The following is a 20,938-nucleotide window of genomic DNA, read 5'->3' as shown; positions in this document are numbered from 1 at the left end:
TCTCCCAGCCTTCGTTTTCAACCCGTTTCGCCCTTCCCCCTATGAGCCCAGCTGCTGCGGCCAAGCCCAAGATTCCTGCTGCCACCATCCTCGCGGTGTCCTCGCCCAACGGTGAGGAAACGTTGATCCAGCCCAAACCCGCGAAGGCTGTCAAGAGCAGGTCCAAGCCCGCTGCTGCCGCAGCCTCTGCCGAAGGTGAAGCGACAGCCACCACCAAGGCGGCGGCCGAAGCCAAGCCCAAGGCCACCCGCACCCGCAAGCCGGCGGCGGCCAAAGCCGCCAAGGTGGCAGCGGCTCCTGTCAAGGACGCTGAGGCGGTGGACGCCGTTGATGACGTCGAGTCGCTCGACCTTGATGGCATCGCCGACGAGCTGCTCGCCCAGGCCGACGACAGCACCAAGGCCAAGAAGGAGGCCAAGGCGGCTTCCGCCAAGGCTCTGGCCAGCATCAAGGTGGGCCCGAAAGGTGTGTACACCGAGGATTCGATCCGGGTTTACCTCCAGGAGATCGGCCGCATCCGCCTGCTGCGCCCCGATGAAGAGATCGAGCTGGCCCGCAAGATCGCCGACCTTCTCCACCTCGAGGAGCTTGCCGCCCAGTTCGAGCAGGACAACGGCCACTACCCCGACACCAAGGAGTGGGCGGTGCTGGTGGACATGCCGCTGGTGAAGTTCCGCCGCCGCCTGATGCTCGGCCGGCGCGCCAAGGAAAAGATGGTGCAGTCGAACCTGCGCCTGGTGGTGTCGATCGCCAAGAAGTACATGAATCGCGGCCTTTCCTTTCAGGATCTGATCCAGGAAGGCAGCCTCGGCCTGATCCGTGCCGCTGAGAAGTTCGATCACGAAAAGGGCTACAAGTTCTCCACTTACGCCACCTGGTGGATTCGTCAGGCGATCACCCGCGCCATCGCCGATCAGAGCCGCACCATCCGCTTGCCTGTTCACCTCTACGAAACGATTTCCCGCATCAAGAAAACCACCAAGGTGCTCAGCCAGGAATTCGGCCGTAAACCTACCGAAGAGGAGATTGCGGAGAGTATGGAGATGATGATCGAGAAACTGCGTTTCATCGCCAAATCCGCCCAGTTGCCTATCTCCCTGGAAACCCCGATCGGCAAGGAGGAGGATTCCCGCCTTGGCGATTTCATCGAGGCGGATATCGAGAATCCCGAGCAGGATGTGGCCAAGAATCTGCTTCGTGAGGATCTCGAAGGTGTGCTTGCCACCCTCAGCCCGAGGGAGCGCGATGTGTTGCGCCTGCGCTACGGCCTTGACGATGGCCGGATGAAAACCCTTGAGGAGATCGGTCAGATCTTTGACGTGACCCGCGAGCGCATTCGCCAGATTGAAGCCAAGGCGCTGCGCAAACTGCGGCACCCCAATCGCAACGGGGTGCTGAAGGAGTACATCAAGTAACCTCCAATCGTCAGCGTTCCCTCCGTTTTGCCCGCATCGGTCGTCGCGTCTGCCGGGTCTACCCCGGCAGCGAGGGTCACCATTGTTCTGCCCACCTTCAACGAGCGGCAGAACATCCAGCCCATCCTCCAGCAGTTGCTGGCTCTGCGTGATCGCTTTCAGCTGGAGGTGATCGTCGTTGACGATGATTCCGCCGATGGAACGGCTGATTTCGTCAAGGAACTGGCGCATGGGGAGCCTTGCCTGCGCCTCATCCGCCGCGTGGGGCGCTCAGGCCTCTCCAGCGCCATCAAAGAAGGCCTGCTGGACAGCACCGGCGATCTTGCCGTGGTGATGGATTGTGATGGCCAGCATGAGCCCGCGTCGGTGGCGGCGGCGCTGGAGCTGTTGCTGGCCCGCAACGTTGATCTGGTGATCGGCAGCCGCTTTCACCCAGAGGCTTCCATCAAGGGGTTGAGCGACAAACGGGAAGGGGGATCGGTGCTGGCCAATCGCCTGGCACGTTTCACCCTGCCCCGCTATCGCCACCTCAGCGATTTCATGAGTGGCTTTTTCGCCCTGCGCCTCGACCGCTGCCTGCCGATGATCCGGCAGGTGGATTCTCAGGGGTTCAAATTTCTCTACGAGCTTCTGTCGATCAGCCGCGGGCATCTGATTGCCGAAGAAACCCCGCTCACCTTCCAGCCCCGCACCTTCGGAAGCTCCAAGCTGGACATCTCCGTTCTGTGGGACTTCGGCGTTTCGATCATCCACACGTTGCTGCTGCGGATGGTTCCACGGCGTGCTGTGAGTTTTGCCCTGGTTGGTGTTTCCGGGATCGGCGTGCAGCTGTTGGTGTCCAACCTCTTAATCCTGCTGGGCTTCTCCTTCGTGGCCTCGTTGCCACCGGCTGTGATCGCCTCGGCCTGTAGCAATTATCTCGTGAACAACACCCTCACCTTCCGCCACCTGCGGCTCAAGGGTTTCCCCCTGTTTGCCGGGCTTGTCAAGTTTCTGGTGGTGGCCTCGTTGCCGATGCTCGCGAATATCGGCCTGGCCAGTGTGTTTTACACGAGGGTGGCGAGTGACACCCTCTTCGCCCAGATCGCCGGTATTGCCGTGGTGTTTGTGTGGAACTACGCTGCTTCATCGCGTTTTGTCTGGAACACCCCCTGAGCGGAAGTCTTCCGCTTGCACCCGATGGCCATTGACCTGATCGCCATAGACCTGATCGCCTTTGGTTCGATTTCCCTGGCTCTCATTCCCCTCGATTCAGACCCTTCTCGGCTCCAGTTGGATGTGTTGAAATCCGATCTGTCTCAGCGCCTCACCAGTCCCTCCGCTCTGGCGTCCCGCCGTCGGTGGATGCTCCCTCCTTCCCCAGCCCGCCTCCTGATCGCATGCTCGTGATCTCCTCGCTGCAGGCGCGCCCGGCCCGCCTGGCCTTGGTGACTGCCGCCGGTCTGCTGCTGCTCTGCTGGCTGGCCTTCTTCAATCACCTGGGCACGCTCAGCTTGATGGACAAGACCGAAGCCCTCTTTGTGGAAGTGGGCCGGGAGATGCTGCTGCGCAACGACTGGATCACGCCCCACTGGAACGGCGAGCCGTTCTTTGACTATCCGGTGTGGGGGTACTGGATGGTGGCCCTCAGCTTCCGCCTCTTCGGCGTCAGCGCCTGGGCTGCCCGGCTGCCGGTGGCGCTGATGGCCAGCCTGGTGGTGGTGGCGGGGTTCGTGCTCCTGTGGCTGCTTGCTGAAGGCGAAGCCACGCCGGCTCGCCTGCGGCGCTCCTGGCTGGGGGCGGTGTTGCTGGCGCTCAACCCCGCCTGGGTGGGCTGGGGGCGCAGCTCCGTCACCGACATGTTCCTCTCCAGCGCCATCACGCTCTCGCTGTTCGGCTTTTTCCTGGCGTACAGCCAGGTGGACAGGCCCGTGCTGCGGCGCGTGGGCTACGTGGTGATGCCTGTGTTCAGTGCCATTGCGGTGCTCGCCAAGGGACCCGTGGGTCTGGTGCTGCCGGGGGCGGTGATTGTGGTCTTTCTGCTCTGCCAGGCCCAGCTGTTCACGGTGCTGCGGCAAATGCCGATGCTGCAGATGGCTGTGCTGTTCCTGGCGGTGGGCAGTCCCTGGTACGTGTGGGCTGCAAAGGTGAACGGCGCCGACTTTCTTGGCGGCTTCTTCGGCTTCAGCAACCTGCAGCGCTACACCTCGGTGCTCTACGGCCATTCCGGCCCCTGGTACTTCTATTTGCCCTGGTGCGTGATCCTGCTGCTGCCGTGGTCGCTGTTTCTGCCGTTGGCCATGCTGCGGCTGCGCTATTGGCAACTGGGCCACTGGCGCCGGCAACTCCGCACCGCCCAGTTGGCCCCGTTCTGCCTGGTCTGGTTTCTGGTGGTGCTGGTGTTTTTCTCTGTCGCCAGCACCAAGCTCGCCGGATACATCCTGCCCCTGATTCCCGCCGGTGCGCTGCTGGTGGCGTTGTTCTGGCAGCCGCTGCCCGCTGCGACCGCCCCCTTACCGGCCACTGACCGCTGGCAGAAGCTTTTCGGCTGGCTGAATGCGCTGCTGTTGGCGGTGATGGCCACTGCCGCCGTGGTGGCCCCGCGCTGGGCCGCTTCCGACCCCGCCTATCCCGGCTTTGCCAAGGCCCTCAACAGCTCCGGGTTGCCGATGCTGCTGGGTGGGCTGCTGGCGGTGGCGGCGTTCGCGATGGTGGTGCAGCTCCTGCGTCGCGGCCCGCTGCAGCACCTGTGGCTGCCAGATGCGGCGGCCTTTGCCGGCGTCCTCCTGCTGGTGGTGCCAGGACTTGCCCCCTTGATGGAGAGGGAGCGACAGCAACCGGTGCGCGAGCTCGCCGTTCTCGCCGGCCAGCTGGCTGGACCGCAGGAACCGCTGCTGGTGGTGGGCTACATGCGCTACAGCGTGGTGTTCTACAGCGGCCGGCCCGTGCAGTTCTTTGACAGCGTCAAAGGGGCCCGTCGGGGCTTGCGGGCCAGCCAGCCGGCCAGCGTGCTGGTGTTCGGCGAACAGCGCAAGCTCGAGGACCTCAACACGGAGGGGGGGCAGGTGCAGACCCTGGCCAGCCGCGGCAATCACCGCCTGCTTCGTTACGTGCCCGGGCCGGCAGCGCTGAAGGGATCAGAGCCCCGCACCGGCGGCGCCGGTTCGTGAACCGCTTCCGCCGCTGGTGCCGGCTGTTCGGCGTCCCCAGGCTGCTGGCCTGCGTGATCGCTCTGGGGCTGGTGCTCTGGATCGAGGCCACGATGGTGAACCAGAAGCACCCTGAGCTCGATATCGCCATCCTCGACTGGCTGGGCCAGGTGATTCCTCCCCAGCCGGGCGCCCTGCTCGTGCTCGTGTACAAGCTCAGCGGCACCCGCTTCACCGCCGTGCTGGTGGCGGCCGCACTGGTGTTCCTTTACACCAAGCGGGCTTGGAACGAGCTGCGCTGGCTGGCGGTGGGGACGGCTGGAATTCTGCTGATCGTGGATCGCTGGCTCAAGCCGATGTTTGATCGCTCGCGCCCCCCCGACCGGCTGGTGGAGGTGATCGGCCGCAGTTTTCCCAGTGGCCATGCCGCCGGCGCCGTGGTGTTCTATTTCCTCATGTGCATGATCCTCTCCTCGCTCTACCCGCGCCTGCGGCGCCCGTTGTATGTGGGTGCCTCGCTCTGGGTGGCGCTGGTGTGGCTCAGCACCCTCTACTGCCGGGTGCACTGGCCCACCGACATGGTGGGTGGCGCTTGCGTCGGCTTCATCTGGTTCAGCATCTGCGCCGTGAGCCTCCAGTTCTGCGCCCCCCGGCAGACTGGCCCTTCCCTGGGGCGAACCCCTTGACCACACCCGCTTCGCTCAGCACGCTCGCGGCTCTCTGCGGCCTGCGTACGGCGCCGGAGCTCACTGCCGCGGCCCGTCAGGCGCTGCGCAGTGAACTCGACCAGCGGCTGGCGGCCTGTGAATGGTTCACCGTCGGGGTGATGGCACCCTCCGCCTCCCAGGCGGTGGCGGCGCTGCGCGCCTGTGAGAAGGCCCTCGGCTGGGAGCCCCTGCAGGCTCCTGGCCGCGAGACCTCTGACAGTGAGGAGGGCCCGGTGTTCCTCAAGGGCAACCAGCGCACTGGTCACTTCCTGCTGCGTCCGGAATCCGGCCTCGGCTGCGGCCTGCTGATCACCGGCCACAGCAGCGTGGCGCCCGAAGCGGAAGACACCTGGGGACCGTTCCCGCTCGATTTCTTCGCCTGATCCGGGCCTGGTGCCGCTGATGGACCAGGTTCTCTGTTACGTCGCCGGGCACGCGGCCGGCCTGTCCTTAGGCTGGGCGGCTGTGAAACGGCCGTGACGCCGAAGTGAGGACTGACGTGATGGCCGGCTCCACCCTGCGCATTGCCTCCCGCCGCAGTCAACTGGCGATGGTGCAGACCCACTGGGTGCGGGATGCCCTCTCCGCTGCCCATCCCTCGCTGGAGATCAGCATCGAGGCGATGGCCACCCAGGGCGACAAGATCCTTGATGTGGCGCTGGCCAAGATCGGTGACAAGGGCTTGTTCACCAAGGAACTGGAAGCCCAGATGCTGGTCGACCAAGCCGACATCGCCGTCCACAGCCTCAAGGATCTGCCCACCAACCTGCCTGAGGGGCTGATGCTCGGCTGCGTCACCGAGCGGGAGGATCCCGCCGATGCCCTGGTGGTGCACGCCCGCCATGCCGACAAGAGCCTGGCCACCCTGCCGGAAGGCAGCGTGGTGGGCACCAGCTCGCTGCGCCGGCTCGCCCAGCTGCGCCACCACTACCCCCAGCTCACCTTCAAGGATGTGCGCGGCAATGTGATCACCCGGCTGGAAAAGCTGGATGCCGGCCAGTACGACTGCCTGATTCTGGCTGCCGCCGGCCTGGGCCGGCTGGGGCTGGCTGACCGCATCCATGAACTGATCGACCCCTCGATCTCCCTGCACGCCGTGGGTCAGGGCGCGCTCGGCATCGAATGCCGCGAGGGCGATACCGCCGTGCTCGAAACGATCAAGGTGCTGGAGCACCTCCCCACGGCCCGCCGCTGCCTGGCGGAGCGGGCCTTCCTGCGCCAGCTCGAAGGTGGCTGTCAGGTGCCGATCGGGGTCAACAGCCGCTTCGACGGTGACGAGCTGGTGCTGACGGGCATGGTGGCCAGCCTCGACGGTCAGCGTCTGCTTCGCAACGAGGCCCGCGGCGATCAAACCGAGCCGGAGGCCATCGGCATCGCCCTCGCCCACACCCTGCGCAGTGAAGGGGCGGGCGAAATCCTGGAGGAGATTTTTGCAGCTGTCAGGCCCGAGGCTTGAACCGGCCGGCCCTCCCCAGCCACGGGAGGGTGACAGCCGTGGACTGCCCTTCCAGTGGAGCCTGCTGGCCTGGGCTGCGCTGGTGGGGGTGCTCACCGGCGCGGCCGTGGTGGGCTTCCACTATCTGCTGGGCTTCATCAACAATTTCCTGTTCGGCACGCTTGTGGAGTGGGGCACGGGGCTGCTGGGCAGCGCTCAGCCCGATCCCACCCCACCACCGGAGATCTTCACCACCTCCGCCCCCTCCGGCACCCCGCTGAAGGCGCTGGTGCTGATCGGTCTCGGTGGCATCGGCTTCCTGCCACCGCCTCCACTGCCGCCAGTGCCGGTGCCGCTCCCCGTGCCCGCCAGCGGCCTGGCCGGTTGGTTGACCTCCTGGCCGGTGCTGCTGGCGCCGGTGCTGGGTGGACTGTGTGTAGGGCTGCTGCGCCAGCTCGCGCGTGATCTGGGCCCCAGCCTGCCGAGCCTGATGGCCATGGCTGATGGCGCCCTGCCGGCGACGCCGCGCCTGCCGCTGCTGCGCCTGATTGCCGCCTCACTCAGCCTTGGCAGTGGCGCCTCGCTCGGGCCGGAGGGGCCGAGTGTGGAGAGCGGCGGCAACATCGGCCTCTGGCTCGGCTTGCGCGGGGGGCTCACACCCGATTCCCAGAAGGCACTGGTGGCCGCCGGCGTGGCGGCAGGGCTGGCGGCGGGTTTCCAGGCGCCGATCGCCGGCGTGTTCTTCGCCTTCGAGGGGGCCTACAGCACCATCCCCGGCCGGCCCAGCCTCAGGGCTGTGCTGGTGGCGGCGGTGGCCTCTTCCCTGGTCACGCAACTGTCGCTGGGGGACCAGCCGATCTTCCGCCTGCCTGCCTACGAGGTGCGCTCCCCCCTGGAGCTGCCCCTCTACCTGGGCCTTGGGGTGGTGGCGAGCCTGATGTCGTGGGCGCTGGTGAGCATCCTGGCCGCAGGCCGCAGCGCCGCTGTGCAGCGGCGGGTGGAGCGCCTGCCTGCCGTGCTCGTCAACGCCCTCGGCGGCCTTGGGGTGGGAGTGATGGCGCTCGGTTTCCCGCAGGTGCTGGGCGTGGGTTACGACACGATCGAAGCGCTGCTGGGCAGGGAAGGTGGTGTGGCCTTCACCAGCCTGCTGGCGCTGCTGGCCGTGAAGCTGCTGGCCACGGGGCTCAGCAATGCCAGCGGCTTTGTGGGGGGGGGCTTTGCCCCTGCGCTCTTTCTGGGGGCAGTGCTGGGCAACTGCTACGGCCAGCTGCTGGGCGAAAGCGGCTTCGGCCTGCCGGTGGCCGAACCGCCGGCCTACGCCATGGTGGGCATGGCCGCCGTGCTGGCCGGCAGTGCCCGGGCGCCGCTCACGGCCCTGCTGCTGCTGTTCGAGCTCACCCACGACATCCGCATCGTGCTGCCGCTGATGGCGGCCACGGGGCTGAGCGCCGTGCTGGTGGAGCGATGGCATGGCCTGGCCGATCCAGGCCTGCTGGGGCCCGATCCGGTGGAAGAGGAACGTCGTGCCCGCCTGGCGTGCCTGTCGGTGCGGGCAGCGCTGGAACCGGAGAGACCGCTGGTGCTGCCGGGAACCACCGCTGCGGCAGAGGCGCTGGCGCAGCTGGTGCGGGCCCATGGCCATTGTCTGCTGATCGAGCAGGACGGCTGGGTGGTGGGGCTGGCCACGCTGATGGACCTGCAGCGGGTGATCACCAGCCAGGGGGGGGCGGCGCCGCTGAGCGACTGCCGCCGCGCCGAGCTGATCTGGCTGCCGGCCAGCGCTAGCCTCGCGCAGCTGGAGGACCAGCTCAACCCCAACGGTCTGCGCCAGCTGCCGGTGTTTGAACAGGACGATGGCCCTCAGGCCAAGCTGCCGGCTGGTGTGCCATGGGCAGGCTTGCGAGCCGATGAGCTTCAAGGCATGGCCAGCCGTGATGGCATGGCGCTCGCGCTGGCCCGTGGGCTCAGCGGGTGATCACCACCGGGGTGCCCACGTCCACCAGGTCGAAGAGTTTGCGCACGTGTTCGTGGAACATGCGCACGCAGCCATTGGTGACCGCCGAGCGGGAGCTGACCGTCCATGCCCAGGCGCTGGGCGTGCCGTGGATGCCGAACTGGTTGGGGCCGACGGTCTTGAACCCCAGCCAGCGATCACCCAGGGGACCGTTCGGCCCGACGGTGCCTTTCACCTTGCCGGTTCTGGTGCTGGCGTAGATCGGGTTGACCACCTTGTTGGTGACCTGGAAGGTGCCGGTGGGCGTGGGCGTGCGGGCATCACCGATCGCCACAGGCCAGGGGCCATACACCTTGCCGCCCTGCTCAAGCCGGATGTCCCGCTTGCCCAGCCGCAGCACGATCCGTGAGGCCGCGACCGGCTGCGCCGTTGGGGTGGTGGGTGACGCGGTGGCTGGGGCAGTGGTGGCTCCAGGTGCCGGGCTGTTGGCTGCCGGGGTGGTTCCAGGCGCCGTGATTGTGGGTGTTGTGGCTTCCGGCGCTGCGACCGCAGGTGCCGGTGTGGCCGTGCCCGGCGCCGAGCTGGCTGGACCCGCCGGGGTGGCGGTGGGGAGTGCCAGTGCAGCGGTGCCTGCGAGCAGGGTGGCGCTGCACAGGCTGATCACCAGTGCGCCGATGGAGGTCACCAGACCACCGGTGGAGGCGCCAGGACTGCGAAGGTGCGGAAGAACCATTGGGATCGGGCGCATTCAGGTGCCGGTCGTGGGGCTTCAGCCCACAAGTTTGGCATCGATGGTGTCGAGATAGCGCTTTTCGCATTCCTTGATGATGCGAACCGCCTCCTCCACGCCGAAGAATCCATTCACTTTGCAGGTGCCGGGCTTCTTCAGATCCTTGTAGTGCTCCCAGTAGTAGTGGGTTTCCTTCTGCCAGTGGGCGCCCAGCTGCTCGTAGCTGGTGATGTGATCCATGCGCTTGTCATCGGCGATCACGGCGATCACCTTGTCGTCCACTTCGCCGCCGTCGTCGAAGGTCATGATGCCGATGATGCGGGCCTCCACCAGGCTGCCGGGCACCAACGGCTCGGTCACACCCACGATCTCGATGTCGAGCGGGTCCCCGTCTTCATCCCAGGTGCGGGGGATGCAGCCGTAGGCGAAGGGATAGGCCAGGGAGGAGTAGCCCACCCGGTCGAGTTTGAGATGGCCGGTTTCGGTGATCAGTTCGTATTTGTTGATCGTCATCGAATTGAGCTCGACGATCGTGTTCAACCGCAGGTCCGCTTCGTCGGCGAAGGCCGGCAGCACATGCAGCAGGTTGAGCATCGTGCGGCTGGGCGTATGGTCGATGTTCGCCATGGCGATGGGAAACGAGCGGCGCGGCCGATCCTACGGAGTGCCCCAGACCGGCCTCACTCAGGGACTCGCACGAAGGCGCATGCGAACGGCCTTGCTCTCAGGTCACCCTCAGACTCGGCCTCGAATCACCATGCACCCTGACGGCCTCACCCTCTGTTAACCACGCACGCTGACGGCCGCGCCACCAGCCCCCCGCAGGCGCTCGCCTTGCCTTTCCCACCGGCTCAGTGGCGGACGCTGCTCAGCAACTGCTGCACCTTGGCTTCCAGATAGGTGAGGAACGGCGTGGCGCTGAGACGCTCCCCCGTGACCTGCTCCACCAGCTCCTCCCCGTTCACCGCCCGCCCCAGCGGCCAGACGTGGGCCGCCAGCCACTGCTGCAGCGCCTGTTCCTGGCCGGCGGCCACGTGTGCCTCGATCGACCCGATCTGCTGCTCCATCGCCTCGGCGAGCTGGGCGCTGATCAGATGGCCGAGGGCATAGGAAGGGAAGTAGCCGAACAGGCCTTCAGCCCAGTGGATGTCCTGCAGGCAGCCCTCGCTGTCGCTGGCCGGCCGCAGGCCCAGCAGTTCCACCATGCGCCGGTTCCATTCACCGGGCAGGTCGGCCACCGGCAGACCTCCCTCCAGCAGGGCCAGCTCCAGCTCGAAGCGCAGCACGATGTGCAGGCAGTAGCTCAGTTCATCGGCTTCCACACGAATCGGGCCGGGCCGCATCGGGTTCAGCCCCCGCCAGAAGCCATCGATGCCGCCCCATCGATCTGCGCCGGCGCCGGCCACGAAGTGCGGCTGCCAACGGGCGGCGAAGGCGCGGCCGCGGGCCACCCGGCATTCCCAGAACAGCGACTGGCTCTCATGCACCCCCATCGAGGTGGCCTCGCCGAGCGGCCAGGGGAAGTAGTGGTCGGTGCTGCGGGGCAGGCCCTGCTCGTAGAGCGAATGCCCCCATTCGTGGGCGGTGGCCAGGAAGGAGGAGAACGGCTGCCCGGGCACCACGCGTGTGGTGATGCGGAAATCCTGAGGTCCGACCGTGCAGGAGAAGGGGTGAGCGGAACGGGAGCGCTGGCAGCGCGTCGGGTCGTAGCCCCAGCTGTCGAGCAGCTCACTGCAGAGGCGTTCCTGCTCCGTCTCGGGCAGCTCGGCGGTGGCGGTGCTCTCCCCGCTCTGCTGGGCGGTGGCGGCGGCCACCTGCTCCAGCAGCACCGGCAGGGTCGCCTTCAGTGGGGCGAACAGCTCCTCCACCCGCGCTGTGCTGATGTCGGGTTCGAACGGCTGGGCCAGCACCTCCCAGGGGCTGCGCGGCGCCAGCTCGGCGCTGGCCAGTTGCCCGGCCTGCTCCTGGCGCAGGGCGATCAGCTCCGCCAAGGCGGGGGCGAAGGTGGGGAAGTCGTTGTGGCGGCGGGCGTTCTGCCAGAGGGCGTTGCCCTTCGACTGCGCCCTGGCCAGGCTGGCCACCAGCGCAGGGTCGAGGCAGCGCTGCCGTTCCAGTTCGAGGCGCACCAGCTGCAGGTTGCGGCGCCGCTCGGCTGGCGCTGAGGCCCCCAGTTCCGCCTCGGCGGCCGCCACCAGTTCGGCGTAGTGGGCGCTGCTCTGACGGGCATGGATCTGGCTCGCCAGCAAGGCCAGCTGCTCGCCGCGCCACTCGGCCCCGGCCGCAGGCATCACCGTGTTCTGGTCGTAGTAGAGCGCGCTGCTGATCGACCCGAGCACCCTGGTTTCGTGCAGGTGATCCTGCAGGCGTTGCAGGGCGGTGGCCGGCTCGGACATCGGAAGAGCTGCGGTGGCGAGGCCCAGCATGGCGTCCTCGCTCATGCGGCCGGCGGCTGGTCTGAGGCGGGCGTGCCGGCGTGCTCCCAGATCAGTTCCATGGCCACGGCGCCTTCCAGGCTCTGCTTCACCGGGCAGCTTTCCGCCGCGCGCTGCAGCAACTGGCGATGATCCGCCGCCAGGCCCTCCGGCAGGGTGATCCACACCGTGAGCGCCTCGATGCGGCGTCGACCGGAGCGGGTCATCGTTTTCTCAACCCGGGCCCGGCTCCCCTCCAGCGCCCAGCCGTGCCGCTGGGCCGTGATGCCCATCACCGTGAGGATGCAGGTGGCCAGGGCCGTAGCCACCAGATCGGTGGGGGAGAAGCGCTCGCCCTTCCCTTCGTTGTCCAGCGGAGCATCGGTGAGCAGGGAGGAACCGGAGGGTTCATGCAGGGCCTGGCAGCGGAGCGAACCTTCGTACTGGCACTGGATGGTGGTCATCGCGGCGAGGCCGATCGTGTCTGCCCCTGAGAATGGCAGCGGAGTCTTCTGGCGGAATGCGATGACGGCCCCGGACATCCTCGTGCTCGCGGCCGGCACGGAAAGCACCGCAGCGGTCGCCAAGCTCTCCTATGCCATTCAGCTGTCGGTGGCGCCGGTGTTCCTGCTCACGGGCATCACCGGCCTGCTGAGCATGTTCACCCAGCGGTTAGCACGGATCGTCGACCGCACCCGCCTGCTGCAGGAGGCGCTCGCTCGGGGCACCACCCAGGAGGCGCGCCGCTTGCGCAAATCGCTGGATGTGCAGAAGAAGCGCATGTTTTTGATCAACCGCGCCATCTTCTGCGTCACCTTCACAGCGCTGCTGATCGCCGCGGTGGTGGCTGTGATGTTCGTGAGTGCGGTGGCGGTTTTGGATCTTGCCGCCATCCTGGTGCCAGCCTTCGTGCTGGCGATGCTGATGCTGATCGTGGGGCTGGTGCTTTTCCTGCAGGAGGTGCAGCTGGCGATTTCCCAGAATCCCAAGCGTTACTACTGAACCTGCCGATGCGCCAGGCGCAGTGACCGCGCGCTTCGGTATTGAGGCTTCAGGGCATTGCCTGGCCCGTGCGGTAGTGAAACTGAATGGGGCGCCAATGCGTTTTCAGAGGATTGCGTGTCTCCAGGCTGGTGTGAGTGACCGGTGTGGCGCAAAAAATGAGAAGAATAGGGTGCTGTTCTAACGGTGCCCGAGCGATGGCACGGCAATTCTTCTGCAATTCGCCATGGAAACGGCTACCCTCACACAACTTCGTTCTGTACGACTTTGCCCGGCCGTGCACATTTACCCACCCGCCCAATGTGGTCGATTTGGCCCGTGTCGGGGATGTTCCAGGCTGCTAACCGCCTTCAGATGGACCATGTCCCTGTTCTGTCCATCCCATGGCTGGCGTTGTTACCTCTGATACCCCAGTTGTCTGCACAAAGGCAACTCGACCATCTGCCGCTGCGGCATTCAGCGGCAGACTCGCCGGAAGATTAATGGATTTCAACCCGTTCCTACAATCTGATCTGGAGCAAGATGAAGCTACCAGGAAGCTACTCTTTGGTCGCTCGCTGCTGTGTGTGAGCGCTCGGCGCATGATGATCGGCCACATGAAAATTCTCCTGGAAAGTGTGGTCTGTTCACTGCATAGCGCCACTACTGAGGAGGCTGGCTTGAAGCATCTTCAGCAGCTCGTGCCCGATCTTGTGCTGGTGGGTGAATTCCTTGAAGGAAGCACGGGAATGGCTTTCATTCGCAGGATCAAGCATCGCCATCCCCACCTGCCGTGCCTGCTGATCTTGCAGAACGAAACATCGGACGTGCTGGAGGAAGCGTTCGCCTCGGGCAGTGATGGCATCTGCCTAGAGCGCTATGCGGGCCGGGGTTATATCGTCACGGCGCTCAAGGTGATCCTTGATGGCGGCATCTACATGGATGCCCCTCTGTTGACGATCATGCTGAAGGGTACGTTCAGCTCCGTTGGGGAAGTCAGAACACGGCTGACCCCCCGCGAACGCGATGTGCTCTGCAAGCTGGTGGAAGGGTACAGAAATGCAGAGATCGCTGCCCAGCTGCTCGTGTCCGTGGAAACGGTGCGAACCCACATGAAGGCGATTCGAAGCAAACTGGGAGCACGCAATCGCAACCATGCTGCCCTGATCGCCGTTACCACCGGGCTGGTGCGCTGGCAAAAGGGACCGAGCCAAGGCCGTGATCCCCTGTGATCATTTCTTGCGGCAATAGCCTCCGCCGATGTTCATCCAGCCCGACTGACAGGCTTCTCCATCCCGTGGACTCACGGTGTAAGAGGTGACCCCGAGGGTACTGCACTTGCCGTTGAAGGTGTCGACATACCCGAGCGGACACATTCCTTCTCGCTTCGGGATCACCTGCTGTGCAATGGCCCCGCCCGCCACAGCCCCACCCGCCAGCGGAACCATGAGCAGCGCCATCAGGCCAATAGGAAGCTGTGCGGCACGCCATGAAGCAAGGGGAAGGGGAGCCATTGGAAATCTGTTGTGATGGCGCAACCATAGAGACTAAAGATGACCCAACCATGACCGCCCGGCCTGTTTTCCATGCTCTGTCAGTACTTGTCGCAACTGCGAGTTTCCACCGAGGGTGAGGGCTTCACCGACCTGACATCTCAGTTGGCTGCCTGCGTGACCGCTTCTGGACTCCGCCAGGGCGTTCTCAATGTGTTGCTCCGGCATACCAGCTGCAGCCTGACGATCAATGAAAACGCCGATCCCCGTGTGCTGCTGGACCTTGCTGCGTTTCTGCAGGCGCTGGTGCCGCAGGAAGGGGTGCGCCCGCTCAGTGGGCAAGGCCGGCTGCGGCCTTGGGTGCATGACGACGAAGGCCCCGACGACATGCCGGCCCATGTGCGCACGGCACTGACGACCAGCACCCTGTCGCTGCCGTTTGAGCAGGGCCGCCTGATGCTCGGCACCTGGCAGGCGGTTTACCTCTGGGAGCACCGCGCCGCTGGCAGTTGCCGTGAGCTGAGCCTCCATCTGCTGGGGGAATGAGCAGTCTTCAGGGGGGATGAACAGTTCCGGCGGAACACCGGCGAGGCTCGCGCCCGACTACACCTATGCCTTTGGGCTCTACCTGTCCACCTCTGGGAGTGCCCGTCGCACCCCGAGGCCCTTGGAGACGCAGGCAACGGCAGAGACTTGCCGCAACACCGTGAGGCCATGGGAAGAGAGACCCCACGGCAGACTGACCCCACGGCAGAGTGAGGCCATGGAGAGAGCGCCATCCGCCCGGGCCCCGGTGCAGCCGGTGCCGATTCCTGCTTCTGCGCGCATAGCCGCTGGCTCCACGTCCCGGAGCGGCCCAGACCGCAGCCTCGGTTCTACCCCCGTCCCGGCCCCCGAGCCCAGCCGCTGCTGTAACGACGAGCTGACGGCGGAAATCCTGCGCCTGCGCTGTGAGATCACTCAGCTGCACTGCTCCATCGGCGCCCTCACCGCTGCGATCACCGCTCTGGCAAGCCGACCGCCTGGTTCCTTCATGGAGCCGCCAGCGGAGCTTGGGCCACCGGTGGCCACGGTCTCCCCCGCCACCCTGCTGGCACTGCGCAGCGGCGAACGGCTCAATGGTGAGGTGCAGCGTCGCCTGCGTCTGGGCGGCGATGCCGACAGCGACACCGAACTCGACCTCCTGATTGATCGGCTCCATGACCTCAGCGATGCCGGCTGCTGAACCAGAGGGCTGGCGTGCCCCTTGGGCGTGCTTCCACCCGCTTGCGCGCCTGGGCCTGCTTGCCATCCTGGTGGGAGCACTGTTCTGCGGACCTGTCATGGCGGCCCAATTGCTCACCCCTGAGGAGATCAAGGCGCTGCCAGCTCAGCTGCCGGGCTGGAGCATGAGCAACGGCAAGCTCCATCGCACCTTTGTATTCGCCGATTTCAACGCCGCCTTCGGTTTCATGGCCCGGGTGGCCCTGCTGGCGGAAACCCTTGGCCACCATCCGGAATGGAGCAACGTCTACAACCGCGTGGTGATCGATCTCACCACCCACGATGCGGGGGGCCTCTCCAGCCTGGACCGGGAGCTCGCGCGGCGGATCAACAGTCTGCTCACTCCCTGAGCATCAGATCCTGAAGGCTGGATCCACGACGCCTGAATCTCCAGAAGCCGGAACGCTGAGGCACGACTTCAAGACGCCTCTCAATCCAGGACTCCCGGGTTGAAGAAGCCCTGAGCCAAGACCCTGGGTCCAGGAAAATTGGGTCCAGGAGAACGGGGTCCGGGAGGGCTGAAACTCAGCCTGAGCCCTGACCTTCGGCCGATCCGGGCCCAACTTCGGTCGTGCCAGTTGCGCAATCCGTGCCGTCCGCGCTGCCCGTGGCGCCGCAGGCGATCCGCTCCCAGAGCGACATCAGCAGCGTGGTCGGGTCATCACCGGCGCGGAAGCGCAGGGTGTGCCGCTGCTCCAATGGCGTGAGCGGTTCGACCTGGCTGCGTTGCAGCGCCGCCACGGCCAGATCGGCATCGCTGGGGTCGTCGTTGCGCTGCAGGCGCGTCCGCAGGCGTGTCTCGATCAGTTCAGCTGAGGCGTCCACGTCGACGATGCACCAGGGCACCCCCAGCTCCTGGGCCAGGGCGGTGGCCCGCTGGCGGCTGGCGAGGCGCAGGTGGGTGGCATCGAGCAGCACGGCACGCCCGGTCTTCAGGCCTGTGGCGGCCTGCTCCAGCAGCGCCGCTTCGGTACGGGCATGGGCTTCGGCGCTGTAGAGGCGGTCCCGCTGTTCACCGCTGGAGCGGGCCAGGGGGTCCAGCCCGAACAGCGCCTTGCGCACCCGGTCGCTGCTGATCGTCTCGGCGATCAACCAGGGAGCCAGCAGGGCGGCCAGGTGGCTCTTGCCGCAGCCCGAGAGGCCCCGCAGCAGGATCAGCGGCGGCGGTTGCAATCCGGTGCGGGCATAGGCGAGTGCCAGCGACAGGTGGCCGCGCGCACCGCGTTCAGCCGCCAGGCGTTCGGTGGCGGCGCGGTCGTGCTCGGCCCAGCTGACCGTTTCCACCTTGGCCCGCACATGGGCCCGGTAGGCGCAGAACAGGTTGAGCACCGCCGGATCGATCGGGCGGCCGTAACCCGCCAGCAGCGCTTCCGCCTGCTCGGCATGGCCGCTGGCCTGCAGTTCCATCACCAGGAAGGCGAGATCGGAGGCGCCATCCACCTCCCGCAGCCCCGCATTGAATTCCACGCAATCGACGATCAAGGGGCCGGGCTCTGCCTCCAGCAGCACGTGCTCGAGGCGCAGGTCGCCATGGCCGTTCACGCCCCAGTCGGCGGCGATCCGTGTGGCCAGCGCGTGGCGCTGTCGGCGCAGCTGCGCGGCCAGGCTGCTCACCAGGGCAGCATGCACCGGGGCGGGAAACAGTGCGGGCACGGCGCTGGCGGTGGCCTGCACGTTGCTCGCCAGCACGCGGGCGAAGCGCCGGATGGCGGCGCGGCCATCGGCGCCGGGCCTGCCATTGGCCTTGTGAAAGCGGGCGATGACGCCCCCCAGGGCCCGCATCTGTGCGGCCGGCACGGGGCCGGCTTGGAGCCGGGCACGCAGGGTGCGCTGCCGATCAAAGCGCCGCATCACCACCACCGGCTCTCCTGCCAGCGCCCGCACGCCCAGGTAGATGGGGGCGGCCAGGCGCTGGTTCAGCCGCACCTCCTCCCGGCACCAGTGCCAGCGCCGCTCCAGGCTGCTGTAGTCGAGCAGATGCCAGAGCTGCAGCGGCTTCTTGAGCTTGTAGGCGTGGCGCGGGGTGAGGAACACCACGCTGATGTGGGTCTGCACCACCTGCACCTGCCGCTCGCTGGCCGCCACGCCCTGCCAGTCGGCCAAGGGATACACCGATGGCCGGCTGAGGGCAGCGATCGTGGCGGCCAGACTGGCCGCAGCCGCTGCGCTGGTCGGCGGGGGCGCGTCACTCATCGGCGCGCCTCCAGCAGGGGCCTCATGCGAGCGCAGGCTCCACCTGGCGCTGGGGTTGGAAGTGCAGCCGCTCGCCCAGCACTGACACCCCCACGCTGGAACCTTCGCCGTAGGTACCGGCCAGGATCGCCTTGGCGATCGGGGTTTCCAGCTCCCGCTGAATCGCTCGCTTCAGCGGCCGTGCGCCGTACACGGGGTCGTACCCGGCGGTGGCGAGCCAGTCGAGTGAGGCGGCATCGAGCTCAAGCCCGATCTTGCGATCGGCCAGCCGCAGCCGCAGCCGCTCCACCTGGAGCTCCACGATCTGGCGCAGTTCCTCGGCCCGCAGGCTGTGGAAGATGATCGTTTCATCGAGGCGGTTGAGGAATTCGGGGCGGAAGTGGCCGCGCAGGGCCTCATTCACCCGCCGCTCCATTTCGCCGTGGCGGGCTGGATCACCGGCCAGATCGAGAATCGAGGCACTGCCGATGTTGCTGGTGAGGATCAGCACGGTGTTGGTGAAATCCACCGTGCGTCCCTGCCCATCGGTGACGCGGCCGTCATCGAGGATCTGCAGCATCACATTGAACACATCGGGGTGGGCCTTCTCCACCTCGTCGAACAGGATCACCGCGTAGGGACGCCGCCGCACCGCTTCGGTGAGCTGGCCGCCTTCCTCGTAGCCCACATAGCCGGGAGGCGCTCCGATCAGGCGGCTCACGGCGTGCTTCTCCATGTATTCGCTCATGTCGATGCGCACCATGGCGTCGGCGCTGTCGAACAGCTGGGCCGCCAGCGCCTTGGAGAGCTCGGTCTTGCCCACGCCGGTGGGGCCGAGAAACAGGAACGAGGCGATCGGCCGATTGGGATCGGACAGGCCGGCGCGGGAGCGTTGGATCGCATCCGCCACGGCGGTCACCGCCTGCTCCTGGCCGATCACGCGGCGGTGCAGTTCCGCTTCCAGATGCAGCAGCTTGTCCATCTCCGACTGCACCAGCCGCGCCACCGGAATGCCGGTCCACTTGGCGATCACCTCGGCAATGTCGTCTTCGGTGACCTCCTCGCGCAGCAGGGTCTTGTCGGCACCGGCGGCATTGAGCTCGCTCTCCTTGGCTGCCAGTTTCTTGTTCAGTTCCGCCAGGGTGCCGTATTCGAGCTGGGCCGCCTTGTTGAGGTCGTAGCTGCGCTTGGCCTGCTCCACCTGCAGCTGCACCTGCTCGATTTCTTCCTTGATGGCGCTGAGCTCGTCGATCGAGCCCTTTTCCTTCTGCCACTGGGCATTGAGGCCGCTCTGCTGCTCACTCAGCTCGGCCAGTTCCCGCTCCAGCCGTTCGAGCCGATCGCGGCTGGCCGCATCGGATTCACGGCCCAGTGACAGCTTCTCCATCTCCAGCTGCAGGATCTTGCGATCGATCTCGTCGATCTCTTCCGGCTTGGAGGTGATCACCATCTTCAGCCGCGCTGCCGATTCATCCATCAGATCGATCGCTTTGTCGGGCAGGAAGCGATCGGCGATGTAGCGGCTGCTGAGCACGGCGGCGGCCACAAGGGCGTTGTCGGCGATGCGCACGCCGTGGTGCACTTCGTAGCGCTCCTTCAGCCCGCGCAGGATCGAGATCGTGTCCTCCACCGTGGGCTGGTCCACGAACACCTGCTGGAAGCGCCGCTCCAGGGCCGGATCCTTTTCGATGTGCTGGCGGTGCTCATCGAGGGTGGTGGCGCCGATGCAACGCAGTTCGCCGCGGGCCAGCATCGGCTTGAGCAGGTTGCTGGCATCCATGGCGCCGCCGCTGGCGCCGGCCCCCACCACCGTATGGATCTCGTCGATGAACAGCACGATCTGACCTTCGGAGGCGGTGACCTCCTTGAGCACGGCCTTGAGCCGCTCCTCGAATTCACCGCGGTACTTGGCTCCGGCGATCAGAGCGCCCATGTCCAGCGACACCAGTTGCCGGTTCTGCAGCGCCGCCGGCACGTCACCGTTGATGATCCGCTGGGCCAGGCCTTCCACGATTGCGGTCTTGCCCACGCCGGGCTCGCCGATCAGCACCGGGTTGTTCTTGGTGCGGCGGCTGAGGATCTGGATCGTGCGCCGGATCTCCTCATCGCGGCCAATCACCGGATCGAGCTTGCCGTCCTTGGCGGCCTGGGTGAGATCACGCCCGTACTTCAGCAGCGATTCATAGGTGCCTTCGGGGTTCTGATCGGTTACGCTCTGGCTGCCGCGCACGGCTTCGATGGCCTGACGCAGTTTCGTGGCATCCACGCCTGCCTGCGAGAGCAGCTGGCGGCCGCAACGGGCGTCGTTGGCGAGGGCGAGCACCAGATGCTCGATCGAGGTGAAGCTGTCGCCGAATTCCTTCTGCAGGGTGGCGGCGTGATCTAGCAGCAGGTTCAGCGCCTTGCCGAGGTACACGCTCTCGGGCGCGGTGGCGAGGCTGGGCTGGCCGCCGATGAAGGCTTCCACCTTCTCGGTGAGCACGGCGGGGTTCACGCCGGCCTTCTCCAGAATCCGCCCTGCCAGCCCCTGCTGGGCCAGGAGTGCGGCGAAGAGGTGCTCGCTTTCCAACTGTTGCTGGCGTTTCTGCTGGGCCAGCTGCTGGGCGGCCACGATGGCGGCCCAGGCCTTTTCGGTGAAGGTTTCGGCAGTGGGGTGCATGGCGGGGTGCGCGCGTTGCGCCGTCGGGGGGAGATGAATTCACCCTATGAATCACTTCTGCGTTGGGCTCAGAGGGAGCACCGAACCGATACCCACAGAAAACCCCCCATGGCGCCCGCGATCACGGCCCTGTGGCGGCGGGAAGCGGGAACTGCATCCGGCGCAGACTCTCCGCCCTGGTGCAACGGCGCACGGGGCAGCCATCGGGCCCATAGACGGCATCGGCCGCGGAGAGGCAGCCCATGCCGTTCTTGCCTGCCACCTGCTCGGGTTTGAGCTGCAGCGGCTGCAGGTTGGACTCAGGGGTGGGCGGCAGCCGTGGGCAGCTCTTCAGCGGCGCTGTGGAGGGGCCGATCGCCTCCGGCTGGTTGGGAGACGGGGTCTGGGCGCGGGCAGGACCCGCCGCTGGCCCGAGCAGGGCGGTGGTGAGGGTGGCCGCCGTGGTGAAGGCAAGCGCCGCCCGGCAGACGAAGCCATGGCGCTTGCAGCGCCTGTTGAGAACGCTGTGGCCCCCCGGCTGGCGAAGCGGCGGGGCTGCGGGACTCATGGCCATGGAGGTAGGGGGGCGCCTGCCTAGTCTCGTTGGCCAG

Annotated in this window: 20 protein-coding genes; 12 read left to right on the top strand and 8 right to left on the bottom strand. The window is 66.4% G+C overall.

Features of this window, described 5'->3' with window-relative positions; all coding sequences use genetic code 11:
* Window positions 1-41 precede the first annotated feature (41 nt).
* The 7 genes from rpoD (at window position 42) to CJZ80_RS10410 (ending at window position 8,660) form a co-directional block, all read left to right on the top strand.
* On the top strand, window positions 42-1,415 hold the full coding sequence (gene rpoD, locus CJZ80_RS10445) for an RNA polymerase sigma factor RpoD (RefSeq protein WP_094512939.1): 1,374 nt from the start codon (window positions 42-44) through the stop codon (window positions 1,413-1,415).
* Window positions 1,416-1,442: 27 nt separating this feature from the next.
* A complete protein-coding gene (locus CJZ80_RS10440) occupies window positions 1,443-2,570 on the top strand; it encodes a glycosyltransferase family 2 protein (protein WP_094512938.1) in 1,128 nt (375 codons plus the stop codon).
* A 224-nt stretch (window positions 2,571-2,794) separates the two neighbouring features.
* A complete protein-coding gene (locus CJZ80_RS10430) occupies window positions 2,795-4,564 on the top strand; it encodes a glycosyltransferase family 39 protein (protein WP_094512936.1) in 1,770 nt (589 codons plus the stop codon).
* The gene (locus CJZ80_RS10425) at window positions 4,561-5,229 is read left to right on the top strand and encodes a phosphatase PAP2 family protein (protein WP_233132995.1); all 669 of its coding nucleotides are present in this window, start codon (window positions 4,561-4,563) and stop codon (window positions 5,227-5,229) included. Before CJZ80_RS10430 ends, CJZ80_RS10425 begins: the two co-directional genes overlap by 4 nt.
* A complete protein-coding gene (locus CJZ80_RS10420) occupies window positions 5,226-5,633 on the top strand; it encodes a DUF1824 family protein (RefSeq protein ID WP_094512935.1) in 408 nt (135 codons plus the stop codon). Before CJZ80_RS10425 ends, CJZ80_RS10420 begins: the two co-directional genes overlap by 4 nt.
* A 119-nt stretch (window positions 5,634-5,752) precedes the next feature.
* Window positions 5,753-6,706 (top strand): hydroxymethylbilane synthase, encoded by a 954-nt coding sequence (gene hemC, locus CJZ80_RS10415; RefSeq protein ID WP_094513039.1) that lies wholly within the window; start codon window positions 5,753-5,755, stop codon window positions 6,704-6,706.
* The gene (locus tag CJZ80_RS10410; protein ID WP_094512934.1) at window positions 6,681-8,660 is read left to right on the top strand and encodes a chloride channel protein; all 1,980 of its coding nucleotides are present in this window, start codon (window positions 6,681-6,683) and stop codon (window positions 8,658-8,660) included. Before hemC ends, CJZ80_RS10410 begins: the two co-directional genes overlap by 26 nt.
* Here CJZ80_RS10410 and CJZ80_RS10405 read toward each other — a convergent pair.
* From CJZ80_RS10405 to CJZ80_RS10390, 4 genes are all read right to left on the bottom strand, one after another.
* Entirely contained in the window at window positions 8,650-9,372 is a 723-nt protein-coding gene (locus tag CJZ80_RS10405; RefSeq protein ID WP_094512933.1) for a L,D-transpeptidase, read from the bottom strand. The genes CJZ80_RS10410 and CJZ80_RS10405 overlap by 11 nt on opposite strands.
* Window positions 9,373-9,408: 36 nt before the next feature.
* Complete coding sequence (locus tag CJZ80_RS10400; RefSeq protein ID WP_094512932.1) at window positions 9,409-9,996, bottom strand: inorganic diphosphatase; 588 nt, start codon at window positions 9,994-9,996, stop codon at window positions 9,409-9,411.
* A 224-nt stretch (window positions 9,997-10,220) separates the two neighbouring features.
* A complete protein-coding gene (locus tag CJZ80_RS10395) occupies window positions 10,221-11,762 on the bottom strand; it encodes a carboxypeptidase M32 (RefSeq protein ID WP_094513038.1) in 1,542 nt (513 codons plus the stop codon).
* Between the two features lie 41 nt (window positions 11,763-11,803).
* The gene (locus tag CJZ80_RS10390; RefSeq protein ID WP_094512931.1) at window positions 11,804-12,244 is read right to left on the bottom strand and encodes an OsmC family protein; all 441 of its coding nucleotides are present in this window, start codon (window positions 12,242-12,244) and stop codon (window positions 11,804-11,806) included.
* Between the two features lie 61 nt (window positions 12,245-12,305).
* Here CJZ80_RS10390 and CJZ80_RS10385 point away from each other — a divergent pair, with 61 nt between their 5' ends.
* Together CJZ80_RS10385 and CJZ80_RS10380 are read left to right on the top strand one after the other, a co-directional pair.
* Window positions 12,306-12,782, top strand: a complete 477-nt coding sequence (locus CJZ80_RS10385; RefSeq protein ID WP_094512930.1) for a DUF2721 domain-containing protein — start codon at window positions 12,306-12,308, stop codon at window positions 12,780-12,782.
* Between the two features lie 383 nt (window positions 12,783-13,165).
* Entirely contained in the window at window positions 13,166-13,993 is an 828-nt protein-coding gene (locus CJZ80_RS10380) for a response regulator transcription factor (protein ID WP_094512929.1), read from the top strand.
* On the opposite strand, the gene CJZ80_RS10375 is transcribed toward CJZ80_RS10380, so the two are convergent.
* Window positions 13,994-14,275 (bottom strand): hypothetical protein, encoded by a 282-nt coding sequence (locus CJZ80_RS10375; RefSeq protein ID WP_369803032.1) that lies wholly within the window; start codon window positions 14,273-14,275, stop codon window positions 13,994-13,996. It abuts the gene before it with no gap.
* A gap of 72 nt (window positions 14,276-14,347) precedes the next feature.
* Here CJZ80_RS10375 and CJZ80_RS10370 point away from each other — a divergent pair, with 72 nt between their 5' ends.
* From CJZ80_RS10370 to CJZ80_RS10360, 3 genes are all read left to right on the top strand, one after another.
* Window positions 14,348-14,800, top strand: coding sequence for a secondary thiamine-phosphate synthase enzyme YjbQ (locus tag CJZ80_RS10370; protein ID WP_094512927.1), 453 nt, complete (start codon window positions 14,348-14,350; stop codon window positions 14,798-14,800).
* Between the two features lie 217 nt (window positions 14,801-15,017).
* Window positions 15,018-15,479 carry a hypothetical protein gene (locus CJZ80_RS10365; RefSeq protein WP_094512926.1) on the top strand — a complete coding sequence of 154 codons (462 nt, stop codon included), beginning with the start codon at window positions 15,018-15,020 and terminating at the stop codon, window positions 15,477-15,479.
* Window positions 15,480-15,576: 97 nt separating this feature from the next.
* The gene (locus CJZ80_RS10360; protein ID WP_094513037.1) at window positions 15,577-15,867 is read left to right on the top strand and encodes a 4a-hydroxytetrahydrobiopterin dehydratase; all 291 of its coding nucleotides are present in this window, start codon (window positions 15,577-15,579) and stop codon (window positions 15,865-15,867) included.
* 175 nt (window positions 15,868-16,042) lie between these two features.
* Here the strand turns inward: CJZ80_RS10360 and CJZ80_RS10355 are convergent, their stop codons facing one another.
* The 3 genes from CJZ80_RS10355 to CJZ80_RS10345 form a co-directional block, all read right to left on the bottom strand.
* Window positions 16,043-17,710: a bifunctional aminoglycoside phosphotransferase/ATP-binding protein gene (locus tag CJZ80_RS10355; RefSeq protein WP_094512925.1), complete on the bottom strand. Its 1,668-nt coding sequence runs from the start codon at window positions 17,708-17,710 to the stop codon at window positions 16,043-16,045.
* A gap of 22 nt (window positions 17,711-17,732) precedes the next feature.
* Window positions 17,733-20,348, bottom strand: a complete 2,616-nt coding sequence (clpB, locus tag CJZ80_RS10350) for an ATP-dependent chaperone ClpB (protein WP_094512924.1) — start codon at window positions 20,346-20,348, stop codon at window positions 17,733-17,735.
* A 121-nt stretch (window positions 20,349-20,469) separates the two neighbouring features.
* Window positions 20,470-20,895 (bottom strand): hypothetical protein, encoded by a 426-nt coding sequence (locus CJZ80_RS10345; RefSeq protein ID WP_094512923.1) that lies wholly within the window; start codon window positions 20,893-20,895, stop codon window positions 20,470-20,472.
* Window positions 20,896-20,938: the final 43 nt, after the last annotated feature.

Origin of the sequence: Synechococcus sp. MW101C3, from assembly GCF_002252635.1 — a bacterium.
In the GTDB taxonomy this organism is placed as follows: domain Bacteria; phylum Cyanobacteriota; class Cyanobacteriia; order PCC-6307; family Cyanobiaceae; genus MW101C3.
The sequence above is the reverse complement of the archived record's forward strand: the minus strand, read 5'-3'. Positions and strand labels throughout refer to the sequence as shown.

What these genes read in the sequence shown, in the direction of transcription:
- rpoD (WP_094512939.1), top strand. Translation starts at nt 42, where the DNA reads ATGAGCCCAGCTGCTGCGGCCAAGCCCAAGATTCCTGCTGCCACCATC.
- CJZ80_RS10430 (WP_094512936.1), top strand. Translation starts at nt 2,795, where the DNA reads ATGCTCGTGATCTCCTCGCTGCAGGCGCGCCCGGCCCGCCTGGCCTTG.
- hemC (WP_094513039.1), top strand. Translation starts at nt 5,753, where the DNA reads ATGGCCGGCTCCACCCTGCGCATTGCCTCCCGCCGCAGTCAACTGGCG.
- CJZ80_RS10405 (WP_094512933.1), bottom strand. Translation starts at nt 9,372, where the DNA reads ATGGTTCTTCCGCACCTTCGCAGTCCTGGCGCCTCCACCGGTGGTCTG.
- CJZ80_RS10400 (WP_094512932.1), bottom strand. Translation starts at nt 9,996, where the DNA reads ATGGCGAACATCGACCATACGCCCAGCCGCACGATGCTCAACCTGCTG.
- CJZ80_RS10395 (WP_094513038.1), bottom strand. Translation starts at nt 11,762, where the DNA reads ATGTCCGAGCCGGCCACCGCCCTGCAACGCCTGCAGGATCACCTGCAC.
- CJZ80_RS10390 (WP_094512931.1), bottom strand. Translation starts at nt 12,244, where the DNA reads ATGACCACCATCCAGTGCCAGTACGAAGGTTCGCTCCGCTGCCAGGCC.
- CJZ80_RS10385 (WP_094512930.1), top strand. Translation starts at nt 12,306, where the DNA reads ATGACGGCCCCGGACATCCTCGTGCTCGCGGCCGGCACGGAAAGCACC.
- CJZ80_RS10380 (WP_094512929.1), top strand. Translation starts at nt 13,166, where the DNA reads ATGGCTGGCGTTGTTACCTCTGATACCCCAGTTGTCTGCACAAAGGCA.
- CJZ80_RS10375 (WP_369803032.1), bottom strand. Translation starts at nt 14,275, where the DNA reads ATGGCTCCCCTTCCCCTTGCTTCATGGCGTGCCGCACAGCTTCCTATT.
- CJZ80_RS10370 (WP_094512927.1), top strand. Translation starts at nt 14,348, where the DNA reads ATGCTCTGTCAGTACTTGTCGCAACTGCGAGTTTCCACCGAGGGTGAG.
- CJZ80_RS10365 (WP_094512926.1), top strand. Translation starts at nt 15,018, where the DNA reads ATGGAGAGAGCGCCATCCGCCCGGGCCCCGGTGCAGCCGGTGCCGATT.
- CJZ80_RS10360 (WP_094513037.1), top strand. Translation starts at nt 15,577, where the DNA reads ATGGCGGCCCAATTGCTCACCCCTGAGGAGATCAAGGCGCTGCCAGCT.
- CJZ80_RS10355 (WP_094512925.1), bottom strand. Translation starts at nt 17,710, where the DNA reads ATGAGTGACGCGCCCCCGCCGACCAGCGCAGCGGCTGCGGCCAGTCTG.
- clpB (WP_094512924.1), bottom strand. Translation starts at nt 20,348, where the DNA reads ATGCACCCCACTGCCGAAACCTTCACCGAAAAGGCCTGGGCCGCCATC.
- CJZ80_RS10345 (WP_094512923.1), bottom strand. Translation starts at nt 20,895, where the DNA reads ATGAGTCCCGCAGCCCCGCCGCTTCGCCAGCCGGGGGGCCACAGCGTT.